Origin of the sequence: Paraburkholderia sp. BL6665CI2N2, assembly GCF_004366535.1 — a bacterium.
Lineage (GTDB): Bacteria > Pseudomonadota > Gammaproteobacteria > Burkholderiales > Burkholderiaceae > Paraburkholderia.
In genome coordinates this window covers 296,893-317,843 of sequence record NZ_SORC01000003.1, presented here as the reverse complement: position 1 = coordinate 317,843, position 20,951 = coordinate 296,893, and the positions used below count along the sequence as shown (strand labels likewise).

Annotated in this window: 18 protein-coding genes and 2 pseudogenes; 4 read left to right on the top strand and 16 right to left on the bottom strand. The window is 58.0% G+C overall.

Translation table 11 applies throughout. The features are described 5' to 3' along the window. Window positions 1–71 precede the first annotated feature (71 nt). The 3 genes from B0G81_RS42915 to B0G81_RS42905 are packed head-to-tail and all read right to left on the bottom strand — an operon-like array spanning window position 72 to window position 2,283. Window positions 72–962 (bottom strand): hypothetical protein, encoded by an 891-nt coding sequence (locus B0G81_RS42915; protein WP_243856939.1) that lies wholly within the window; start codon window positions 960–962, stop codon window positions 72–74. Between the two features lie 23 nt (window positions 963–985). Continuing rightward, entirely contained in the window at window positions 986–1,201 is a 216-nt protein-coding gene (locus B0G81_RS42910) for a hypothetical protein (protein WP_121325512.1), read from the bottom strand. A gap of 5 nt (window positions 1,202–1,206) precedes the next feature. Beyond that, window positions 1,207–2,283, bottom strand: a complete 1,077-nt coding sequence (locus tag B0G81_RS42905) for a DNA-binding protein (protein ID WP_134144017.1) — start codon at window positions 2,281–2,283, stop codon at window positions 1,207–1,209. 242 nt (window positions 2,284–2,525) lie between these two features. On the opposite strand from B0G81_RS42905, the gene B0G81_RS42900 reads away from it, so the two are divergent. After that, window positions 2,526–4,157: an NAD-dependent succinate-semialdehyde dehydrogenase gene (locus tag B0G81_RS42900; RefSeq protein ID WP_243856938.1), complete on the top strand. Its 1,632-nt coding sequence runs from the start codon at window positions 2,526–2,528 to the stop codon at window positions 4,155–4,157. A gap of 10 nt (window positions 4,158–4,167) precedes the next feature. After that, window positions 4,168–5,565 carry an aminotransferase gene (locus tag B0G81_RS42895; RefSeq protein WP_208328659.1) on the top strand — a complete coding sequence of 466 codons (1,398 nt, stop codon included), beginning with the start codon at window positions 4,168–4,170 and terminating at the stop codon, window positions 5,563–5,565. An 81-nt stretch (window positions 5,566–5,646) separates the two neighbouring features. Here the strand turns inward: B0G81_RS42895 and B0G81_RS42890 are convergent, their stop codons facing one another. The 12 genes from B0G81_RS42890 to B0G81_RS42835 all read right to left on the bottom strand — a co-directional run bounded on the left by B0G81_RS42890 (window position 5,647) and on the right by B0G81_RS42835 (window position 17,714). Beyond that, window positions 5,647–6,123, bottom strand: coding sequence for an Lrp/AsnC family transcriptional regulator (locus B0G81_RS42890; protein ID WP_134144015.1), 477 nt, complete (start codon window positions 6,121–6,123; stop codon window positions 5,647–5,649). Window positions 6,124–6,409: 286 nt separating this feature from the next. Next, window positions 6,410–7,906, bottom strand: a complete 1,497-nt coding sequence (locus B0G81_RS42885) for an IS5 family transposase (protein WP_243856640.1) — start codon at window positions 7,904–7,906, stop codon at window positions 6,410–6,412. 123 nt (window positions 7,907–8,029) lie between these two features. Continuing rightward, window positions 8,030–8,809: an ATP-binding cassette domain-containing protein gene (locus tag B0G81_RS42880; protein WP_134144014.1), complete on the bottom strand. Its 780-nt coding sequence runs from the start codon at window positions 8,807–8,809 to the stop codon at window positions 8,030–8,032. Between the two features lie 15 nt (window positions 8,810–8,824). Next, a complete protein-coding gene (locus tag B0G81_RS42875) occupies window positions 8,825–9,538 on the bottom strand; it encodes an ABC transporter permease (protein WP_134144013.1) in 714 nt (237 codons plus the stop codon). Then, window positions 9,535–10,224: a histidine ABC transporter permease HisQ gene (hisQ, locus tag B0G81_RS42870; RefSeq protein ID WP_134144012.1), complete on the bottom strand. Its 690-nt coding sequence runs from the start codon at window positions 10,222–10,224 to the stop codon at window positions 9,535–9,537. The genes B0G81_RS42875 and hisQ overlap by 4 nt, the downstream gene beginning before the upstream one ends. 27 nt (window positions 10,225–10,251) lie before the next feature. Beyond that, window positions 10,252–11,340, bottom strand: coding sequence for a succinylglutamate desuccinylase/aspartoacylase family protein (locus B0G81_RS42865; RefSeq protein ID WP_134144011.1), 1,089 nt, complete (start codon window positions 11,338–11,340; stop codon window positions 10,252–10,254). 209 nt (window positions 11,341–11,549) lie between these two features. Next, window positions 11,550–12,320 (bottom strand): ABC transporter substrate-binding protein, encoded by a 771-nt coding sequence (locus tag B0G81_RS42860; protein WP_134144114.1) that lies wholly within the window; start codon window positions 12,318–12,320, stop codon window positions 11,550–11,552. Between the two features lie 185 nt (window positions 12,321–12,505). Beyond that, entirely contained in the window at window positions 12,506–13,678 is a 1,173-nt protein-coding gene (locus B0G81_RS42855) for an aminotransferase class V-fold PLP-dependent enzyme (RefSeq protein WP_134144010.1), read from the bottom strand. A 20-nt stretch (window positions 13,679–13,698) separates the two neighbouring features. Next, window positions 13,699–14,973, bottom strand: coding sequence for a dicarboxylate/amino acid:cation symporter (locus tag B0G81_RS42850; protein ID WP_134144009.1), 1,275 nt, complete (start codon window positions 14,971–14,973; stop codon window positions 13,699–13,701). A gap of 66 nt (window positions 14,974–15,039) precedes the next feature. Next, window positions 15,040–15,888, bottom strand: coding sequence for an S-formylglutathione hydrolase (gene fghA / locus B0G81_RS42845; protein WP_134144008.1), 849 nt, complete (start codon window positions 15,886–15,888; stop codon window positions 15,040–15,042). Between the two features lie 80 nt (window positions 15,889–15,968). Beyond that, window positions 15,969–16,565: a glutathione S-transferase gene (locus tag B0G81_RS42840; RefSeq protein ID WP_134144007.1), complete on the bottom strand. Its 597-nt coding sequence runs from the start codon at window positions 16,563–16,565 to the stop codon at window positions 15,969–15,971. Between the two features lie 39 nt (window positions 16,566–16,604). Continuing rightward, on the bottom strand, window positions 16,605–17,714 hold the full coding sequence (locus B0G81_RS42835; RefSeq protein ID WP_134144006.1) for an S-(hydroxymethyl)glutathione dehydrogenase/class III alcohol dehydrogenase: 1,110 nt from the start codon (window positions 17,712–17,714) through the stop codon (window positions 16,605–16,607). Between the two features lie 573 nt (window positions 17,715–18,287). Between B0G81_RS42835 and B0G81_RS42830 the strand changes: the two genes are divergently transcribed. Then, on the top strand, window positions 18,288–19,130 hold the full coding sequence (locus B0G81_RS42830) for an IclR family transcriptional regulator (protein WP_134144005.1): 843 nt from the start codon (window positions 18,288–18,290) through the stop codon (window positions 19,128–19,130). Between the two features lie 154 nt (window positions 19,131–19,284). Here the strand turns inward: B0G81_RS42830 and B0G81_RS42825 are convergent. Continuing rightward, a pseudogene (locus B0G81_RS42825) lies at window positions 19,285–19,557 on the bottom strand (integrase core domain-containing protein); the annotation flags it as partial. An 84-nt stretch (window positions 19,558–19,641) separates the two neighbouring features. On the opposite strand from B0G81_RS42825, the pseudogene B0G81_RS42820 reads away from it, so the two are divergent. Then, window positions 19,642–20,818, top strand: a pseudogene (locus B0G81_RS42820) (tyrosine-type recombinase/integrase). The last annotated feature ends 133 nt before the right edge of the window (window positions 20,819–20,951 follow it).

The window sequence follows — 20,951 nt, the reverse complement described above, 5'->3', positions numbered from 1 at the left end:
GCATCGCCGTCCGACGAAGGAAAAGTAGAATCGTTCCGGAAGTAAATCTGGCAGCGGCAAAGAAGGCGCACTCATCGGTGCTGCACTTTCCGCGTGGCCATGTAGGCGCCGAACAGGCCAGCGTGCCACTGCCTGAGTTCTTGACGCAGAGTGACCAGTTCGTGCTGGTCGCCTTCCTGCTCCCGGCGCAGGATTTCCCCCAGCAGGGCCGTCGCGCGTGACGCTGCCTGGTCACGCCGCACGCGCGCCTCGCCCAGCCGGCCCGCGAGCGCCGGCTTGACCACCAGCAGCCATGCCGGAAACCAGGCGTAATCGTCCACCTCGCCCGTGCCCGGAAACTCCGCATCGAAGCGCCGGCGTAGCGCGTCAAGCGAAGCGTCGCCCAGTCCGGGCAGCAATGCCGCGAACCGCGCGGGCGCCAGCCACGCCAGTTCCGCGAGCAGCGGCCACGCGACATCCAGCCCACCCGCTCTGTAGCGCGCCTCGGTCATCCACGCGAGCGGTGCCGGAATGCGCCACCACGACTCAATGGTCTCGACCGCTTCGCTGGCGAGCACCCAGTCGGCCGCCAGCAGCCAGAGCGGCGCAGCATGGCTGTCGGCATCGGCGCCCCGAAATTCCAGGGCCGCGGCCCGCTGGGCCAGCGATCGCCAGCACGGTGCGAGCCAGGCGAGAACGGTGTGCGCGGGCAGTACCCGTGAGGCGGCGGGCGCCACCTCGTCGTCCAGGTGCCGGCGCGCGATGGCCAAGGCCACATGGTCAGCGAGCGGCGCTGTCGATGCGCGCCCGAGTTCGCGAACCAGCACGACCATTGCCGGCAGCGCGCCATCGTCCGGAAATTCGACGCGCAGCAGATCCAGTGCAACGCGCGCGGCGGCCACATGGCGCCGCTGCAACTGCTCCAGCACGTCGTTGCGTAACATGACGTCCCGACTGTCGGCGAAGATGTCGAGCTGCTGCATGGTCTGCGGTAGGGTCATCGCGCTCAGAAAAGTTGATCGTGAAGAGCGCTCAGGCTAGCCCATTTCACGGTGCTGCGGAAGGCGCGGCCGTCCTCGTTGACCGATTCGATGATCACGCGCTGGCCGCTGGCTTCGGCGACCACCCGCACGATCCGTTCGCCATAACGCATCAGCGCGCTGATCGGCGGGCAGGCCGGGGCTTTGCGGCCTTTCCGCCGGCGGCTGTTCCTGTCTTCCATCGTGCCTACCCCCGCTTGCGACGCACCACGGGCTTGTCTTCCGTCGCTGGTGACGCCGGTGTTGCCGATGCCCTGCGCGAGCGGCCTGGCGTGGCCGCCGACCGCAAGGCACGCGTCAGCGCAGGTGCCGCCGTTGGGCGAGCAGGCGCGGCCTTCGCACGGGCTGGGCGGGCATCGTCCCCACGCGCTGCCGCGAGCTGTTGCTGCAGCGTCACGTTCGCGGCCTCGACGGCATCGAGTCGCCCCTGCAGGACGCCTCCCTGATGGCGTGCGTCACCGAGCTGCGCCTGCAGGCCCTCGACCACGCTGCGGTGATCCGCCTCGCGTCGGTCGGCGCGCTTCGTCGCCTCATCGAGCTCCTTCTGCAGCTTCGCAGCCGCACCCCGCTCGCGGTCGATCTCCAGCAGCGCCCGCTTTTCCGACGCACGCAGGCGCTCTTCGGCGCGCTCCGCGCTCTCGCGCAGCTTCTCCAGATCCCGCGAGAAGCCTTCCCGCACCTTTGTGAGTTCGCGGTCGCGCGCGACCACCTCATCCTTGAGCCGCCCGATCTCGGCCTCGCCCGTCTGCCGTGCCGCGTGCTCCTCGGCCTGAGCCTTGTCCAGTTCACGGACCTCGACCTGCGCGGCCAGCAGCGCGGCAGTGCGCTGCTCAAGCGCGGTCTCGACACGACCCAGTTCATCACGGGCGACGACGACCGATTGCTGCGCCTCAATCCGCCGCAGTTCGACCTCGTCGCGCAGCACGTCCAGCGAGCCCGCAGCCGCGGCGCTCGCGCGGGTCCAGAGGGTGGCGACGAGTTCACCGGCGGCCTCCCCGAGATCGGCGGGCAGATCCGGATGCGCGATGCGCACCCGGCTTTTCTCGCGCAGTTCGGCCCAGAATTCACCGAGCACCTGGGTCGGCGTACTCATGCTGCCCCGCTTCACCAGCTGGTAAAGCCGGTTCGCGGTCGGTGTGACCCCGAAGCGGAAGAACAGCAGCGCGCAGACCTCGCGGTACAGCTCGCGCGTCTTCGGGAATTCGGCCTTCAGGCGGTCGATTTCAGCGGCCAGGCGGGTTTCATCGGGCAGGGCGTCGGACATGGGAGTGGTTTGCGTAGAATTTGCCAAATAATACAACGTAAACCGCCCTATATCTAACGCACACGGCATCATATTTTGACATTATCCGTATAATGTTGAAATACGCGAGCATTGATACGGCAATCATCGCGTGATACCCGAAACCCGACGTATCGTCCCGCGCTGGCTCGCTGCGGCCAAGCTCGACGGCCGGCTGGGGTGTAAACCGCGCGAACGGTCACACACCGTATACCGCATTAACAATGTCAACGTTAATCCATCGTCTCATCGAAAAACTGCGTAGCCGTGAAAGCATTGCTGAAATTCGACGGCATGAGCGATCCAAATGCGGTTTTTCGGCTGAGCTTCGAAGCTACGATATTCAAATCAATAGACGAGCTTGTGAGGATAAAACCGTGAAAGAGTTGGCAAGAAATGCGCTGGCTTCCCTGAGTCGCGCAGACTTGGTCGAACACCGGTCGTATGTGAACGGTTCATGGGAAACAGGCCATGCGAAGATGGGCGTTATTGACCCCGCGACCGGCGACGTAATTGCCCAGATCGACATGCTTTCTGGGTACAAAGCGGACGCCGCGGTTGACGCCGCGCAGGATGCATTCGAAGACTGGCGAGAACTTCTGCCAGGAGCGCGTGGGGCGATCCTTCGGCGATGGGCTGCGCTGCTGCGGGGCAATTCCGAAGACCTCTCCGTAATCATCACATCGGAGCAAGGCAAGCCCATCAAAGAATCGCGCAGCGAGGTCGAGTACGCGGCAAATTTCCTCGACTGGTTCGCAGCTGAAGGTGAGCGCACATACGGGGAAACCATCCCCAGTCACCTTGCGGCTAGCCGCTTGTCGGTCACCTGGCAAGCAATCGGTGTAACGGCGGCGGTTACGCCTTGGAATTTCCCGATCGCGATGATTACGCGAAAAGCAGGTGCCGCGCTCGCAGCGGGTTGCACAATGATCGTCAAGCCCGCACCCGAAACACCGCTATCAGCGCTTGCTATTGCAAAACTGGCTGATGAAGCGGGCATGCCGGCGGGCGTGTTTCAGGTCATCAACGGCGATTCGGTCGATCTGTCAAAGCGCCTTCTTGAAGCGCCCAAAGTTCGCTCCTTCAGCTTTACCGGTTCAACCGAAGTGGGTCGACTCCTGCTGCGTCATTCAGCGGAAACTGTAAAAAAGGTATCGATGGAACTGGGCGGCCACGCGCCATTCATCGTATTCGACGACGCGTCTCTTGACGCCGCGATCAAGGGCTGTGTGGGCGCCAAGTTTGCGACGTCCGGACAGGATTGTCTCGCCGCAAACAGAATCTATGTGCAGCGATCGATCTACGCGAAATTCGTGGAAAGGTTTTCAGACGCAGTAAAGGAACTGAAGGTGGGACATGGCTTGGATCCCAGTTCCGATATCGGCCCGATGACCCGCCGATCCGTGTCAGCGAAATGTCGCGACCAGATTGGCCAGGCAGTCAGTGCGGGAGCACGCGTCGTATTGGGAGGAGGCTATTCTTCGCTCGGCGACCAATTCATACCTCCGACGATTTTGGCTGACGTGGCAGACGACATGGATATTGCGAACGAGGAGACGTTCGGCCCAGTAGCCGCCATCCTGCCGTTTGATACCGAAGCCGAAGTCCTGTTACGCGCGAACAATTCCGAATACGGCCTTGCTGCGTATGTCTACACGAGCAGCCTGAATCGCGCGATGCGTATGTCTGATCACCTGGAATACGGGATGGTGGCCGTCAATACGCCGAAGTTCACGGGCGCGCCGATTCCCTTCGGGGGCTGGAAGCAGTCGGGCCTTGGGCGAGAAGGATCGCGCTACGGCATGGCTGATTACATGGAACAGAAGTACACCTGTTTCGGAAACCTGAAAGATTAAGGAGGTGACTATGGATATCAAAACGATTTCGGAAATGGATCGCAACTCGGTTCTCCATCCATTCACACAGCTTCACGACTTCGCCGCCGGGAAAGCCGGAGATCCCACGATCATTGAAGGCGGCAAAGGAATCCGTATTCGCGACGCCGAAGGCCGTGAGTATATCGACGGATTCGCAGGACTTTACTGCGTCAATATTGGTTACGGCCGCGAGGAAGTGGCCGAAGCGATTGCACGCCAGGCATACAAACTCGCCTATTACCATACGTACGCCGCACATACGACCGAGGAGCTTGCCAAGCTGTCTGAGCGACTCGTCAAGATGGCACCAGGCAAGATGAGCAAGGTGTTCTACGGCCTCTCCGGCTCCGACGCGAACGAAACGCAGGCGAAGCTTGTCTGGTATTACAACAATCTTCGCGGATTGCCGAAGAAAAAGAAGATCATCGCTCGTGAGCGCGGCTATCACGGGTGTTCGGTCGTATCCGGCTCGATGACGGGTATGAGTTTCTATCACGACTACATGGACCTGCCGATCCGGGGCATCTTGCGAACGGGCGTGCCTCACCATTATTGGGGCGCGGAGCTGGGCGAGACGGAGCTGGAGTTCTCGGCTCGTCGTGCGCGCGAACTGGAGGATCTGATTCTTCGGGAAGGTCCGGAAACGGTCGGCGCCTTCATCGCTGAACCTGTGCTCGGGACGGGCGGCATCACGCCTCCGCCGGAAGGCTACTGGGAAGCGATCCAGCCGGTTTTGGCGAAATACGATGTCCTGCTGATCGCGGACGAAGTGATCACAGGTTTCGGTCGCACTGGAGCCATGTTCGGGTCGCAAAAGTACGCGATCGAACCTGACCTGATCACCGTTGCGAAGGGCCTCACGGCGGCCTATGCACCGCTGTCGGCATGTATCGTCGGCAAGAAGGTTTATGAAGTGCTCGACGCTGGTGCACAGAAGGTCGGTGCATTCTCGCATGGCTATACGTACTCTGGCCATCCGATCGGCGTGGCCGCAGCAAACGCAGTCCTCGACATCGTTGAACGCGAGGACATCCCCGGCAATGCCGCCACCGTCGGCGGATATCTCCAAATGGCTCTGCAGGATGCGTTTAGCGATTCGCCGATCGTCGGTGAGGTTCGTGGTGTCGGTCTTATGGCGGCCGTCGAATTCGTTGCAAATCCGGCCACGAAGCAACGCTTCGACCCGCGACTAAAAGTCGGGGCGCGAGTGTCGAAGGCGGCTCGCGATCGCGGTTTGATTGCACGTGCGATGCCGCACGGTGACATCCTCGGTTTCGCGCCTCCACTAACTATCACCAAGCCGGAGATTGACGATATCGTAGGAATTACCAGGCAGGCCGTAATCCAGGTTGCAAACGAACTGGCGAAGGAGTCAGCACACGTCTAGATATCCGGGCATTCGCAAGACCCAGCGCCTTGATGTCGTTCGACATCAAGGCGCTTACTACGAGCGATACAGATCGAGTTGCTAACCCGCCGCGATTGCCGGTACCGGCAGAGTGAAACCTGCCTTAACGCGATCCATCACGACCATCGTCTTGAACGACTTTATGTCCGCGTTTTCGTAGAAAAAGCGTCTGGTAAAGAGCTCATAGTCTTCCATATTGTTCGCCGTCACCACCAGAACAAAGTCTGCATCGCCGGTAACGTAGAAACCGCTCATTACCTCAGTCGTGTTGCAGATCGCCTGCTTGAAGCGATCAACGATGTCGGCTCGTTCGCGCTCCAAGGAGACGAGGACCAGCATTGTCACATTCCGACCGATCGCTTTGGGCGACACAATTGATACGTCTGCTTCAATTACCCCGTCTGATCGCAGCCGCTTCAGTCGACGCTGGACCCCTGTTGCGGACAACCCCACCTTTCCTCCGAGCTCTTCGGTGGTCAGGCGATTGTTGCGTTGCACCAGGTCGAGAATGCGAGCGTCGATTTTGTCGAGATACATGGTCACCACGGTGTGCTACCACTAAACGGTCCTAAGGAAGCGCGATTGCGGGCTTCCTGAATCTGCGATCTTCTGCCACTGCGGCAAGCGCTTCTAGCCGCAGCTTCAACATGCTCGTCCTGAGCTAGCCGAAGCGATCGCAGCAGCTCACTGGATACCACTACTGCATCCCACCTCTTTTCTCCCCCTCGATTACGCCCCACGAGGTGCAATACGGGGGGGCCGAGACGCGTTTGCAAGGCGTGATGCGTAGCCTGCGGAGCTTACTTCGTCGGACCTGCAAAATTCAGTTTGCTTGATGCACGACGCCGATGGGACATTTTGTCGGAGCGGGCAGGCTAAGCGGCCGGAAGCATTGCCGGTGCGCAAGCAGCGGATGCGACGGGACTTTGACGATCCAATGGAGCCAGGCGAGGATAAAAAAGATGGGCCGCAGACCCAGGCGAACAATCGCACGCAACAGCCAGCGCAGATTGTAGCCCGTGGCGCACAGCACGGCATGCAGCGCATCGCCGGTTTGCCCTTTGAGCCAGCAACGACGCATACCGTGGTCGTGCTTCACATGGCCGATGATCGGTTCAATCGCCTGTCGTCGCTTGAGCCAGCGACGCTGCGTGCTGGTCAGCGTCTTGTGTTTGCCGCGATGAATCAGGTGTACTGACGATAATTCCGCGTCGACGCCGCGAAACCCGAGATCGACCAATATGGTCTTCGGCTGCGGTGTACCGGGCAGATCCTGCAGCAGAATGGAGCTCTGTTCGAGTTGCTCGGCAAGCGTATGGCCGTCATAGGGGTTGCCGGGGAACGCCCGGGCACCGACGATCAACCCGTGTTTCTCCGTGATCGCGAGGCTCACCTTGACGCCGAACTCGTAGGGCTGGCGTGCCTTTCCTTTCCCAATGCATTCAACTTCAGGCGCATGCAGTGCGTAGAGCTTGTTCTTGTCCTTTGGACGTTGGCGGCAAATGCGCCAGGCCCGCTCAAGCCAGACGCGCAGTTGTGCCTGCCGTTCGTCCGAAGCTCCGGAGAGCTTGCGTTCGATATCGCGCAGCAACCGTCCCAATACTGTGCGCTGACGTTTGAGTACACGACGCAGGCGCTTGAACTGCTTCGCATGGGCATAGCCGCCTGCGCGGCGCCGCAGCCGCTTGCCCTCACGCTCGTAAGTTTGCTTCAACGCCAACCCGGCGCGTTGCGCCAACTGAACGAGTCTGGCCCGCGCCACCTCCAGCAGACGGCTGTCGGTCGGATACGCAATCGCCTTCTCTTGCACCGTGGTGTCGACAATCACGCGCTCGAATTCGACCGGCGTCACCGCCTTCATCTGCACCGCAGCCGCGATCGTCGCCGCGAGCAGCTCCTCGACACCGGCTTCGCCCAGCGCCTGCCGAAAGCGCACCAGGTTGGTCGGGTCGCACGGCAGACGCGGCTGGAAATACTCCTCGCCACAGAAGAACTGGAAGTACACGTCCTGCGCCCAGCGCTCGCACACGGTTTCGTCACTCTCGTTGTAGGCGTGCTTCAGGTACAGCAGACCCACCATCAGCCGCATAGGCAAGCGCGGACGTCCAGCCGCACTGACGCCACCGGCAAATTCCAGCGAGTTCGAGCCAAACAGGTCAAGCCCTTCGCTTACCCGTCCATCGCGTGAGCGCCGCTCGAACAGGGGACCAAGCGTCGCTTCGATTGAAGCCCACGACATCTTCGTTGCCAACACGGCAAGCGGGTGACGTAAATCAATCATCGCGTCCAGACGGCTACGAAAGAAATCAGGCGTGCTCATTGGCGACCACTCCAAAACTCCCAGAATTTTTATCAGATCGATATTCGTTCTGGGAGTTCTATTACCCGCCAACTAGCTGCATCGCCAAGCCAGGCGAGGCCTCATGAACTTCTGCAAGGCCGACTACTTCAGGCTGCCCGACAGGAATTGCTTCAGGCGCTCAGTCCGCGTATTACCGAAAACCTCCGCCGGCGCCCCCTCTTCTTCGACGCGCCCCTGATGCAAGAACAGCACGTGGTTCGATACGTTTCGCGCGAAGCCCATTTCGTGCGTGACGACAATCATCGTGCGGCCTTCTCCAGCCAATCTCTGCATAACCTTCAGCACTTCGCCGACGAGCTCCGGGTCGAGTGCCGACGTCGGCTCGTCGAACAGCATCACGTCTGGATGCATCGCAAGCGCCCGCGCTATCGCGACCCGCTGCTGCTGCCCTCCCGAGAGATGCGACGGATACTGCTTCTCCGTGCGCGGGGCTAGTCCGACCTTTTCGAGATACTCTCGCGCCCGCTCCTCCGCTTCGCGCCTTGAGAGCCCTAACACGTGCACCGGCGCTTCCATCACGTTTTCGAGAACATTCATATGCGCCCACAGATTGAAGTGCTGGAACACCATCGCGAGCTTCGTGCGCACACGGCGCAGTTGGCCAGTGTCCGTCGCCTTGAGGGTGCCCGTCTTGTCTCTATGAGTTCGCACTTCCTCACCGTCGACGAAGATGCGTCCCGCGTTGGGCTGCTCCAGGAAATTGATACAACGAAGCATCGTGCTTTTTCCCGATCCGGATGACCCGATGACGCTGATCACGTCGCCCGCATTCGCCCGCAGTGAAACGCCCTTCAGCACTTCGACGCTACCGTACTGCTTATGCAGATCTTCGATAAATATCTTGTGAATCTGATTGTTCATGGTGTAGTTCGTAAATCACGTGCCCTGTGGGCGAAGATAGGCAAGCCAGTGATGCTCGGCGCGACGGAACATACCAACCAGAGCAAATGAGATCGCCAGGTAAAGAAGCGCCGCGGTGCCGAACGCCTCGAATGACATGTACGTTTCCGAATTCACATCGCGCGCAATCTTAAGGAGGTCCGGTACCGTTGCTGTAAATGCGACAGACGTCGAGTGAAGCATCACGATTACCTCGTTACTGTATAGGGGCAGAGAGCGACGCAATGCAGATGGCAGAATCACCCGCCGATACATCGTAAGCGTGCTCATCCCGTACGCTCTCGCGGCTTCGATTTCGCCAAACGACGCCGCCTTGATTGCGCGCGCAAAGATCTCGGTTGTATACGCGCAGGTATTCAGCGCGAATGCGAGCAGCGTGCAATTCATCCCGCTCCGGAAGAACTCGTCTAGGAGCGGCTCACCGCGGATGACCTGCAGGCTGTAGAGCCCCGTGTAGCAAAGCAGCAGTTGCAAGTAGAGTGGCGTGCCACGGAATGCATATGTGTAGAGCCAAACCATTCTGGAGAGCCATTTCCGCTTTGACACCCGTGCCACGGCAAGCGGAACGGACAGACCGAAGCCGATTCCTACCGAAACGACGAGGAGCCACAATGTAATAACAACGCCCGTGAAGCGGTATCCATCGCTATATAGATAGTTGCGCCAGTACTCCTGAATAACTTCGATCATAGTTCTGCTCTCCGGACGCCAGTCGAATATCGCCTCTCGAGCCAGATCAAACAAAGATTCGAGAGCGTCGTAATAAGGAGATAAATCGCTCCCGCGATCAGGGTGAAGAAGAAGAATCGCAGAGTGCCCTTGCCTGCATCCTGAGACGCCTTCACGACATCGACTAGCCCAATTATCGAGACGAGCGCTGTCGATTTGACAAGCACCTGCCAGTTGTTTCCAATGCCGGGCAACGCAAAGCGCATCATTTGAGGAAACATGATTCGCGAGAAAACCTGCCAACCGGACATGCCGTACGCACTACCGGCCTCGAGCTGACCACGCGGGACGGACAGAAACGCACCCCGAAACGTTTCCGTGAAATATGCACCGTAGATGAAGCCGAGCACGAACACGCCCGCTCCGAAGGGGTCGATGTCAATCTGTTGCCAGGCCAACGCGTCAGTCACTTGGTTTAGCCAGATCTGCAGGCTATAGAAGAGCAGCAGCATCAGCACGAGATCGGGCACGCCCCGAACAAGCGTCGTGTAGGCCGTACTGAGGCCACATGTGAAGCGGTTCCTTGACAATTTCGCTGCCGCGCCGAGCAGTCCGAGCACGAACGACAACGTGAGCGACAACAGTGACAACTTGATGGTCTGCGAAGTGCCCGCAAGAATTATCGGGCCATAGCCTTGTAAGAACATACTCGGTCTCCAACTGCATCGTCTGAGCTAAACTGCTGGCCTTCCCGTTACCCGTCCAATTTCCGCTCCGGCCGTTGCAAACCGGATGGCATGGCGCATGTAGAAGACACCTCTAGTTCTGCTCTTTACTGTGGTGACCTTCTCATCCAAGGGATCAACAATATCGAACAGAGGATCCCCCTCATCCACGAGAATGCCAACTTTCGCGAGATAAACGACTATGCCACTATGAGGAGCGTGGTACTCCTCTCGTGAAGCCCACAAGGTCGCCGAGTGCGGCAAGGGCGGCAACGGCTTTACCTCTCCTTCAATCACGCCCTGGTACGTCAGGTAATCTATGATCGCATCCGCGTCCTTGCTGGCATAGGCATAAGATACGTCCCGCTCACCTCTGAGCTCCACCGTAGCAGCTACCGCACCGTCAGGGACGGCTTTCGAAATGCCGCATTGATTGCGGAGTTCGCACCAGAAGCTGCCAATCGTCTCGTCGAAGGTGCCCCCTTCGAATTCATTTCCCAAAAGCTGAGTGGTAGAACCGAGATATCGGGCAAGAGGCTCTATCTGAGACCATCCTGAAATATTTGTGTAGATATGAACGTCAGCCTCGAGTGAACAGTGAAGATCCAGGACGATATCCGCGTCACAGGCCAGCTTCAAAAGCGTCAACTGTAGCGAATCGAATTCCGTCCTGGGAACTTCAAGGTCGATGCCCTCCCGGAGAACTGATCGAATTAGATTCATATTTCCCGCCTTGTCATTGGAAAGCAGCGGCTCGATCTTGGGCACCAGGTGCCTTAATGGATAGAATTGGCGATTAAAGTTTCGGGACGTATTCATCTCGAAACAGCCGAGAAATTGCCCGAGCAGATGCTGATTCAGGCTGATCGGATTGGCCACAGGTACAAGTGTGATCTCTCCTCTGATTTTTCCCGAACTCTCCAATTCCTGGAGACGTTTCTGGAGCATTACGCTCACCAACATTGCAGGGATCTCGTCAGCGTGCAACGATGATTGAAGATACACCTTCTTCTCAGCTGGCTTACCGAACGTCAAGGCCACCACCTCGCGTTGGGTCCCAACCGCCGGCGAGACCAAGGGGAATTTATGCTTTTTCATAGATACTCACCACCTTTCAGTATTCTGTAGAGACAGAAGCGTGCGGCACAGGGTACTCTACGTTTTGCCATCAAGTACCGTCACCGCACTCGGCATCGCGAAGTGTCACTACGCATTTTTAAACGACAGCCGGCAGCGCCTCGTCGCAAGAAAGCTCATTACGCAGGCGAACACACGTCATCGCATTGCCACAACGCACACGAATATCATCAGCTACCGTATGGATTAAATTCGAAATACTTCTTTGCGATTCTAGAATAAGTCCCATCAGCCAGCATTCCCTCAATAGCTTTATTTATTCTATTTTCCAGATCAACGTCACTCTTTCTCAAACCGATCCCCGCCCCGTTACTCGAATAAATGTCTCCGCCAGAGAATTCGAAATTCTTTCCATTCTGCGTCTTCAGGAGGCCATATTCTGTCGTCACCGCGTCCTGAAATGCTCCATCAAGTCTCCCGGAAATCAAATCGGCGTAGACCTGATCCGGGGTCTGATAGGACACGACAATTGCACCCGCTGGCTCCCAATATTTCTTTGCGTACGTCTCCTGGATGGAGCCTTGTTGAACCCCGATTTTTTTTCCCTTTAATGACGTGGGGGTCGGCTCCAGACCTGAACCTTTTCGTACAACCAGGCGATTTGGGGTCTTATACAGCCTCGAGGAAAAATCTATTTGTTGACGTCGCTTTTCCGTCATTGACATCGAGGACAGAATAGCATCGAATTTTCTCGCCGCAAGCGCGGGAATCAGACCATCAAATTCATTTTCCACCCATACGCATTTCGCATGCAAACGCGCACATATCTCCGTTCCAAGATCGATATCAAATCCGATCAGAGTGCCACTCGGCGTTTTTGATTCGAACGGCGGAGAAGTTGGATCCACTCCAAACCTGATCGTCGACCAATCTTCAGCGGACGCGACGCTCGAAAAGCAAGCGATCGCAAGGGAAATAGCCACAAGAAATATCTTCTTCATCAATGCACCCATTCATAAATGATCGTCAGTTATCGAAAACAATCCCGCCTTCGAACTCGCAATTCCACCGCCTCCAATCCAGCATTTTGAAATCGAACCTGCGTCGTTTAATCATGGAACCGCAAGCTCTTGCCCGAATTGGGTAATGACGATCCATTCCACCGGTCCGTCGCTGCCCTCTTCCATTAGTCCATGTTTTCGAACTTTGCCAGCGAGCCCTCCTTGAGGCCGTTGCGAACGATCTCCGCAAAACGGTCAACGTCGTCGGCACTGTTGAACAATGCAAACGAGACGCGGATGCCACCACGTTCCGGTGACACACGCACGTCATTGCGGGCGAAATAGGTCGCCCACGTTTCGACCGGCAGCGCGAGGACATAGATATGATTGCGTTGACCATGGTCGCGTGGCCCTACGAGCCTCACGCCAAGACGGTCGAGATGTTCGATCAGGCAGTCTCCCAGCGCCGTCACATGTTGCTGGATAGCAGCCACGCCGACGTCTTCGATCATCTCGAGCGACGCGGATAGTGCATGCAGATCCGGGAGATTGACATTTCCGAACTCGAATCGCCCGGCGTCTTTTCTCACATCAAGGTCGTCTGGCCGAGCGATGTAGTCGGAAGGCGGACGCGCCATGCTCGACATCGCCAGATATGCAGGTTGCAGTTCATCCAACCCGTCGGCCACGTAGAGAATACCGAGGCCTTGGGGTACGAGAAGCCCCTTGTGCGTTCCTGCGGCTAGTACCGAGACACCAAGCGCCTTGACGTCGATCGGGATCACACCGACCGACTGCATCGCGTCAACAACGAGGTAGACCCCGCGCTCCTTGCACAACTTGCCGATGCTGGCCAAGTCGTGCACTTGCCCTGCATGAAAGCTCACGTGGGAGAGCGTCACGACCTTTGTCCGCTCGTCAATGTATGGAGCAAACGTCTGCGCATTGGCAATCTCACCATCCCGCAGTTTCGCGAATCGGACTTCAATGCCCTTGCGTTTCATGTTCAACCATGCGTACGCATTGTTTGGATGGTCCCCCTCGATCAGTACGACGTTGTCGCCAGCCTGCAGCGGCACTGCGTTTGCGGCAATGTTCAGGCCCTCCGAAGTATTTTTCGTAAATGCAATTTCGCTGGAAGTCGCATTCAGGAGAGCCGCAACGCGAGCGCGTGCCTGTTCCACACGACGCAACCAGACAGGTTTTGGGCCAGCCATCTGATGGCCTTCTGCAATGAATTCCTCGAGCGCCTCGCGCACACTGGTGGGCATCGGCGTCTGATGCGCAGAGTCCAGATACAACATGCGTTTGGTAACAGGAAATTGGCGTCGAATAGTAGTGAGCTGGTCGGCATTCATAGTGTTTGTCTTCAAAAAATCTACCGGTGAATCTGAGCAGGATTGGTGGATGCCTGTACGGCGTCGTTTGCGCGGCGGAGCTCCCATCTGGCAATCACTGCCGACGCGATGCTGTTTCCAACTACGTTGGTGACGGTTCGCCCCATGTCAACGAACGTGTCGGCCGCGAGAAGAAGCACAATTCCTTCAGCCGGGACGCCGAAAAGCGGGAGCGTGGCAGCTACTACCACGATCGATGCACGCGGAACGCCGGCGATACCCTTGCTTGAAATCAGCATGACAAAAAGCATCCCGATTTGCCCAACGAAGCTCACGTGAATGCCGTAGGCCTGCAACAAAAACACCGTTGCGAACGCCTGGTACATCATGGAGCCATCTGCATTGAACGAGTAAGCGAGAGGAAGAATGAATGCAGCAATCTTGTTCGATATTCCGAACTTCTCGAGCTGCTCAAGCATCTTCGGAAAGGTCGCTTCGCTGCTCGAGGTCGAGAACGCGATTAGCATGGGCTCCTTGACCAATCCCAACAGGCGGAACACGTCCGGGCCGATGAAAAGAAAACCGATGCCGGTCAGAATCAGGCATAAGATAATCATCCCGCCATAGACGCTGCCAATGAATTTACCGTAGACGCTGAGCACCCCCAAACCCTGCAAAGTAACCACGGACGCTACCGCAGCAAAAACGCCCAGTGGCGCAAAGCGCATTACGTAATCGGTCACCTTCAGCATGACTTTAAAGGCACCTTCAATCGTCGAACTCAGCCCAGCAAGGGCCGGTTCACGTTCACGAAGGGTCGAAATTGCAAAGCCGAAGAAAACAGCGAACACGAGAATCGCGATGATGTCGTTCTGAGACATCGCGAGGAAAATACTCTGCGGAACAAGATGAGAAACGAAGTTTCGCAAATTAAAGGCCTCGGTGCTAACGCCCGATCCCGTCGCGCTATGCGGCAGTTCGACGCCGATTCCAAGACCGAGTGCATTCGAGAGCAGCAATCCGAGCACCAGCGAGAGGATCGACGCAGCCACGAACCAAAGAATGGCTCGCCCCCCGATGCGGCCGACCTCTCCGGGACTGTCGGTATGCCCCATACCCGCGACGACACCCGTAAAAACAAGTGGTGCAATAATCATCTTGATTAGTCGCAGGAAAACGTCCGTCAGCATGGACAGGTAGCCAGCGATCTGTTTGTTGAGTTCAGTCGATCCGGTCGCAGAATGGACGATCGCCCCAACAATCAGACCCGTGACAAGGCCCGCGAGAATCCAGGTGGAGAGTCGAGTACGCTTCATGATGCACCCCGTTTCGGAACATTCGGCCGGACCACCCCGGCCCGAGATATCGTTGCAATTAATCGCTCATCCGCCCGCGCTCAAATGGCGCGCGTGATGCCCCAGATGCTCATCGATAAACGTCGACACGAAGTAGTAGCTGTGGTCGTAGCCGGCGTGTACGCGCAACCGCAACGGCACATCGGCGCGCTCGGCAGCTCCCTGCAACAACTCAGGCTTGAGTTGCGAATGCAGGAATTCGTCCTCCGCGCCCTGGTCGACGAGGATGTCGGGGCCGCGCCACCCTCGGTCGGCTATCAACTCGACGGCGTCGTACTTTCTCCATTCCACTTCGTTAGTCCCGAGGTATCCAGAGAACGCCTTTTTCCCCCACTCACATTGAGTCGGAGCGGAAACAGGCGAAAATGCGGAAACAGTGCGGAACAGGGTTGGATTCCTCAGCGCAATGGTCAATGCTCCATGCCCGCCCATGGAATGACCCGCAATGCCGATCCGCGCGGCGTCGACAGGAAGATACTTAGTGATAAGGCGTGGCAGTTCGTCAACGATGTACGAGTACATCCTGTAGTTGACCGACCAAGGTGCCTGCGTTGCATCGACATAGAAGCTGGCACCGCACCCGAAATCGTATGCCTCCTCATCCGGCACACGGGGCCCACGCGGACTCGTATCGGGTGCGATGATGGCTAACCCGAGGGCACTTGCGGCACGCTGTGCCCCCGCTTTCGTGATGAAGTTCTGCTCGGTGCAGGTGAGTCCCGACAGCCAGAACAGCGCTGGCACTCGCTCGATTCCAGACATTGGCGGAAGGTAAATGGCGAACCGCATGTGGCAGTGCAACGCGATGGAACGATGCCGATAGACACTCTGAGTGCCGTCGAAGCACTGGAAACTCGACAGGAGTTCGGGATTCATGACTGCCCTGCTAGATCAAATAACCGCGGTGACGTTGATTGGCCGCGAGGCGGAGCACATTGACCTCGCGGCGCACTGACTTAAATACCGGGCATGGCGATGAATCCCGGAAGCCTCTTCATGCGCTCGATCCATGCGAGCACGTTCGGATAGGGCTTCAGATCGATGCCGCCCTCGCCAGCGAGCGCGGTGTAGGGAAAGCACGCGATATCGCCAATGGTCGGATGATCCAGTTCAAGCCAGTCTCGACTCGCAAGCTGATCGTCGAGGATCTCGAAAACACGGTTGGCACCAGCCTGAAGTTTCTCGAGGTCAAGCGGGTAGCCCAGGATCTTCACGAGTCGCGCACCGGCGGCGTTCATGACTTCGCCTCCGCCAGTGGAAAGCCATTGATTGATCCGGCCCATCGATTCGGGAGTATTGGGATACCACGTGCCGCTTTTGTCGTATTTGCTAGCCAGGTAGACCATGATCGCCTGCGCATCACGCAGACGCAGCTCACCGTCCTCGAAAATCGGTATTTCGCCGAACGGATTGAGCGCCGTGTACTTCTCCGTCTTGTGTTCCTTGCGCACGAAGTCGACCGAAACTGCCTCGTATTGCACACCGAGAATGTTGGCCAGCAAGCGGATCTTGTAGCAACTACCGGACAACTCGAAATCGTAGAGTTTGATCATGTGAGTTCCTGTTTTGTCGTTTGGGGTGGGAGAAATGCCTTAGAACGTGACGACGGAGCGGATCGACTTGCCCTCGCGCATGAGCTCGAACGCCTCATTGATGCGCTCCAGCGGCATGACGTGCGTGATCAGGTCATCGATGTTGATCTTGCCTTCCATGTACCAATCGACGATCTTCGGAACGTCCGTGCGGCCTCGCGCGCCACCGAAGGCCGATCCCCTCCAGACCCGACCGGTCACGAGCTGGAACGGGCGAGTCGAAATCTCCTGACCCGCGCCAGCAACGCCGATCACAGTACTGACGCCCCAACCCTTATGGCAGGCCTCCAAGGCCTGGCGCATCAGCGTCGGATTTCCGACGCACTCGAAGGTATAGTCCGCACCGCCTCCGGTCAGGCCGATCAGGTACTGGACGATGTCGCCATCAATTTCCTTCGGATTCACGAAGTGCGTCATGCCGAATTTCTCAGCCAGCGCCTTGCGCGCAGGATTAATGTCAACGCCGACAATCATGTCGGCGCCGGCAAGTCGCGCGCCCTGAATGACGTTCAAGCCAATGCCGCCAAGGCCAAATACAATGACTCTCGATCCGACCTCAACTTTTGCCGTATAGAGCACCGCGCCAATGCCGGTTGTTACGCCGCAACCGATGTAACAGACCTTGTCGAACGGCGCGTCTTCCCGGATCTTCGCAAGGGCGATTTCCGGGACGACCGTGTAGTTGGCGAAAGTCGATGTTCCCATGTAGTGCAGGACAGGCTCACCGTTCAGCGTGAAGCGGCTGGTGCCATCGGGCATCAATCCACGCCCCTGAGTCGAGCGAATTGCCTGACACAGATTCGTCTTGCGCGACAGACAGAACTCGCACTGACGACATTCGGGCGTGTAAAGCGGAATAACGTGGTCGCCAGGCTTGAGCGACTTAACGCCATCGCCCACCTCAACCACAACACCCGCTCCCTCGTGGCCGAGGATGGCCGGAAACATTCCTTCGGGGTCATCGCCCGACAGCGTGAAGGCGTCGGTATGACATACACCGGTAGCCTTGATTTCAACTAGCACTTCCCCCGCACGCGGACCGGCAAGTTGCACTGTCTCTATGCTCAGAGGAGCCCCGGACTTCAGGGCCACGGCTGCTCGTACGTCCATACTTTTCTCTCATTGATGTGGTGAAGGCCAGCGCGGCATGACGCGTTGACATTGTCCCAATTTTTGGTTCTCATAATTCCATTGTCAAGGACATATAAACACCTAGACAGAGGCTCATCCATACAGATGACTGTCTCAGACTGTCACGTTATCCTTTGATAACGTGCATATTTTCTTCAAAACCGCCTTGTCACTCTCGAGTAGCCCTATGGAAAACCCCTAGCTAACCACGCGAAGCGGATTATTATTTGTTCCAAATTCCGGAACCACGTTTTAAAATGGGGCTCGAACGATGGTTCCAGCAATCGGGCAATACGGAAAGGGCTGGAACGATGGAGCCAGCAGGAGGCGGTCTTCGGGTCGACCAAGATGGGGCAATTTCCAATCAACAGCACTTGAGCGAATTAACTTGCCGATCCGCATAGCAAGCAGCGGTGCCGTAACGTGGTATGCGGGCGGGCGCAGCGCGACGACGTCGCGACCCAGTTGATTCATGTATCCTTACGCGTCCCTATCTCACATTAGCCAGTCTCGTACCAGGCGTCGACGTCTGGCAAACGGCGTAAGGCAGCCATGCGCAAGGTTGAAATCCCCGTTCCGAAAATGGCAGAACCCGAGGTCTCCCCTACCGAGAGAGCCTTCCACATCATCGAGATGACGGCTCAACTGGGACGGGTGTCGACCGTGGATATCATCACTGCACTCGGCATCCCGAAGACGACGGCTCACCGTCTCGTGAGCAATCTTGAGGAACTCGGCTTTCTCGAGCACGGCATCGAACGCGGGCGCTATCAGGTTGGTCCGAGATTACTGGAGCTCGCGACCAACGTACTCACCACTGCGTTTTCGCACGGCCCCGTCCACGCACTTCTCATGGAGCTTTCAAGGCGGACTTCGGAGACCGTGAGTCTTGGCGTCATGCGCGGCTCGGAGGTGGTCTACGTCGATAGCGCAATCGGCAACTCGCCTCTGACACTCAATTTCCAGAAGGGGCATCGTACGCCTTTACACTGCACGTCCAGCGGCCGCGTGTTCCTCGCCAACATGGATCAGAAGCAACTCGACGCTTATATGTTGAGCGGTCCTTGGGAACCAATTACTCCTTACACGATTGTCGACCCGGATCGGTTAAGACAGGAAATCGATATGGTTCGCACGCAGGGCTATGCGACCAACGACTCGGAGTTCGCTATTGGTGTCGTTGGTGCAGCGGTACCGATTGCAGCCCGCAATGGGCGCGTCATTGCGTGTTTGAGCATTTCTGCACCGAAGGCGCGAAAGTCGCTCGAAGACATCACACTGTTCGTACCGACGTTACAAGCCGCAGCCTTGCGAATCACGAAGATCCTGAGCGTGACCAAGAGTGACGATGTCCGCGAAGAGGCTGAAGGCGCCGATGGACGAAGGCGGAGTTGACGTCTAAATTGGCGGCAAACTTGAACCGCCTATAAGGACTTCCCGGTTTTGATAAGCGGGTTTTAGTGCGTCACTGGTCAAGCTCCGTTGTCCTTCGAGACGTTGGTGGTGTGGACGGCGGCGAGACAGACTGCATGCCTATAAACGGCCTGAGTCACGCCCCGATGGCGGACCAAGCAAGTTTTGAATCATAAGCGGCTTCTGCCTCGGCAGGTGGAATGTTGCCGATGGGACCGAAGAGTCGACGATTGTTGAACCAGTCCACACATTCGAGCGTCGCCATTTCAACGGCCTGCAGATTGCGCCACGGTCCGAGGCGATGGATCACGTCTGCCTTGTACAAGCCGTTGATCGTTTCAGCCAGTGCGTTATCGTAGGAGTCGCTCACGCTGCCCACTGACGGCTCGATGCTACGTTTCGATTTTTGGACATTATGGCTGTAGTGTCAAAGGCTCTTCCGCGCGTGCGACAATTGCGGTGACCTGTGCCCCCACCGATCCACGTTCAGACCATGACGACGACCCTGATCGCTCCGCGCCCGCTCGACGCGCTCGACCTGCCGCCCGACCTTGACGGTCGCCACGGCGTCAACCGGGCGAACGGTCGTAAGCAGATCACCGCAGCAGACGACCTGAGCGCGATACGTGCGTGGCTCGCCCGTGTCGTCGATACGAAGACCACTTTCGAAAACTACCGGAAGGAAGCCGAGCGGCTCCTGTTGTGGTCCATCGTACAGCTGGGCAAGCCTTTGTCATCGCTCACGCACGAGGACCTGCTCGCCTACAGGCTGTTCCTGGAGGATCCACAACCGTGTTCGCGCTGGGTGTCGGATGGCGGGCGCAAGTTCCCGCGTCACGATCCGCGCTGGCGGCCGTTTTACGGGCCGCTGGCAATCTCAAGCCAGCGCCAGGCGATGGTGATCCTCAATGCGCTGTTTGCGTGGCTGGTCGAAGCTGGCTACCTGGCCGGCAACCCGCTGTCGCTATCGCGCCAGCGGTCCCGTCGTCTGGCGCCTCGCATCACCCGATACCTCGAACGCGACCTCTGGCAGGAGGTCAAGGTCTATATCGACGGCCTGCCCCGTGATAGCGATCGGGAACAGGAACGTTACTGGCGCGCTCGATGGCTCTTTACTTTGCTCTACCTGGGCGGCCTGCGGATTTCGGAGGTCGGTGGCAACACGATGGGCAAGTTTTTTTGCCGGCGTGACAACGAGGGGCGCGAACGGTGGTGGCTGGAGGTGCTTGGCAAAGGTGACAAGGAGCGACTCGTCCCCGCCTCCGTCGAGATGATGGTCGAACTCGCGCGCTATAGGCGCGCGCGCGGGGCTCGCACCGCTCCCGTCCTCGCGCGAGGACACGCCGCTGGTGTTGCCGCTCGGCAAATCCATGAAGCCTCTCACGCGGGCCGCGCTGCACTCGATCATCAAAGGCATCTTTGCTGGCGCAGCGGACAAATTAAGGCTTCGCGGTGAAGACTATGCCGCGCGTGCTACGCATCTCGAGCGCGCATCCGCACACTGGCTGAGGCACAGTGCCGGGTCGCACATGGCCGACGGCAACCTCGATCTGCGACTCGTGCGAGACAACCTTGGACATGCATCGATTTCGACGACGAGCATCTATCTTCATAGCGACGACGATACCCGTCACCGCGAGACAGAAGAGAAGCATCGTCTGGACTGGTGAAGTGCGGATTTCGGGCCGGACAGCAATTTCACGGGAAAGCGAGACGGCTCCAGCCGGACCTCTGTGCGTGCCGCTGCGGAAAGGATAGGCTTGGGGCCGACTATCTGGACTATCCGTGTAAGCACGAACGACC

Bases quoted from the DNA above. Each gene is read 5' to 3' on its own strand.
- B0G81_RS42915 (WP_243856939.1), bottom strand. From the start codon at position 962: ATGCAGCAGCTCGACATCTTCGCCGACAGTCGGGACGTCATGTTACGC.
- B0G81_RS42910 (WP_121325512.1), bottom strand. From the start codon at position 1,201: ATGGAAGACAGGAACAGCCGCCGGCGGAAAGGCCGCAAAGCCCCGGCC.
- B0G81_RS42905 (WP_134144017.1), bottom strand. From the start codon at position 2,283: ATGTCCGACGCCCTGCCCGATGAAACCCGCCTGGCCGCTGAAATCGAC.
- B0G81_RS42900 (WP_243856938.1), top strand. From the start codon at position 2,526: ATGTCAACGTTAATCCATCGTCTCATCGAAAAACTGCGTAGCCGTGAA.
- B0G81_RS42895 (WP_208328659.1), top strand. From the start codon at position 4,168: ATGGATATCAAAACGATTTCGGAAATGGATCGCAACTCGGTTCTCCAT.
- B0G81_RS42890 (WP_134144015.1), bottom strand. From the start codon at position 6,123: ATGTATCTCGACAAAATCGACGCTCGCATTCTCGACCTGGTGCAACGC.
- B0G81_RS42885 (WP_243856640.1), bottom strand. From the start codon at position 7,906: ATGAGCACGCCTGATTTCTTTCGTAGCCGTCTGGACGCGATGATTGAT.
- B0G81_RS42880 (WP_134144014.1), bottom strand. From the start codon at position 8,809: ATGAACAATCAGATTCACAAGATATTTATCGAAGATCTGCATAAGCAG.
- B0G81_RS42875 (WP_134144013.1), bottom strand. From the start codon at position 9,538: ATGATCGAAGTTATTCAGGAGTACTGGCGCAACTATCTATATAGCGAT.
- hisQ (WP_134144012.1), bottom strand. From the start codon at position 10,224: ATGTTCTTACAAGGCTATGGCCCGATAATTCTTGCGGGCACTTCGCAG.
- B0G81_RS42865 (WP_134144011.1), bottom strand. From the start codon at position 11,340: ATGAAAAAGCATAAATTCCCCTTGGTCTCGCCGGCGGTTGGGACCCAA.
- B0G81_RS42860 (WP_134144114.1), bottom strand. From the start codon at position 12,320: ATGAAGAAGATATTTCTTGTGGCTATTTCCCTTGCGATCGCTTGCTTT.
- B0G81_RS42855 (WP_134144010.1), bottom strand. From the start codon at position 13,678: ATGAATGCCGACCAGCTCACTACTATTCGACGCCAATTTCCTGTTACC.
- B0G81_RS42850 (WP_134144009.1), bottom strand. From the start codon at position 14,973: ATGAAGCGTACTCGACTCTCCACCTGGATTCTCGCGGGCCTTGTCACG.
- fghA (WP_134144008.1), bottom strand. From the start codon at position 15,888: ATGAATCCCGAACTCCTGTCGAGTTTCCAGTGCTTCGACGGCACTCAG.
- B0G81_RS42840 (WP_134144007.1), bottom strand. From the start codon at position 16,565: ATGATCAAACTCTACGATTTCGAGTTGTCCGGTAGTTGCTACAAGATC.
- B0G81_RS42835 (WP_134144006.1), bottom strand. From the start codon at position 17,714: ATGGACGTACGAGCAGCCGTGGCCCTGAAGTCCGGGGCTCCTCTGAGC.
- B0G81_RS42830 (WP_134144005.1), top strand. From the start codon at position 18,288: ATGCGCAAGGTTGAAATCCCCGTTCCGAAAATGGCAGAACCCGAGGTC.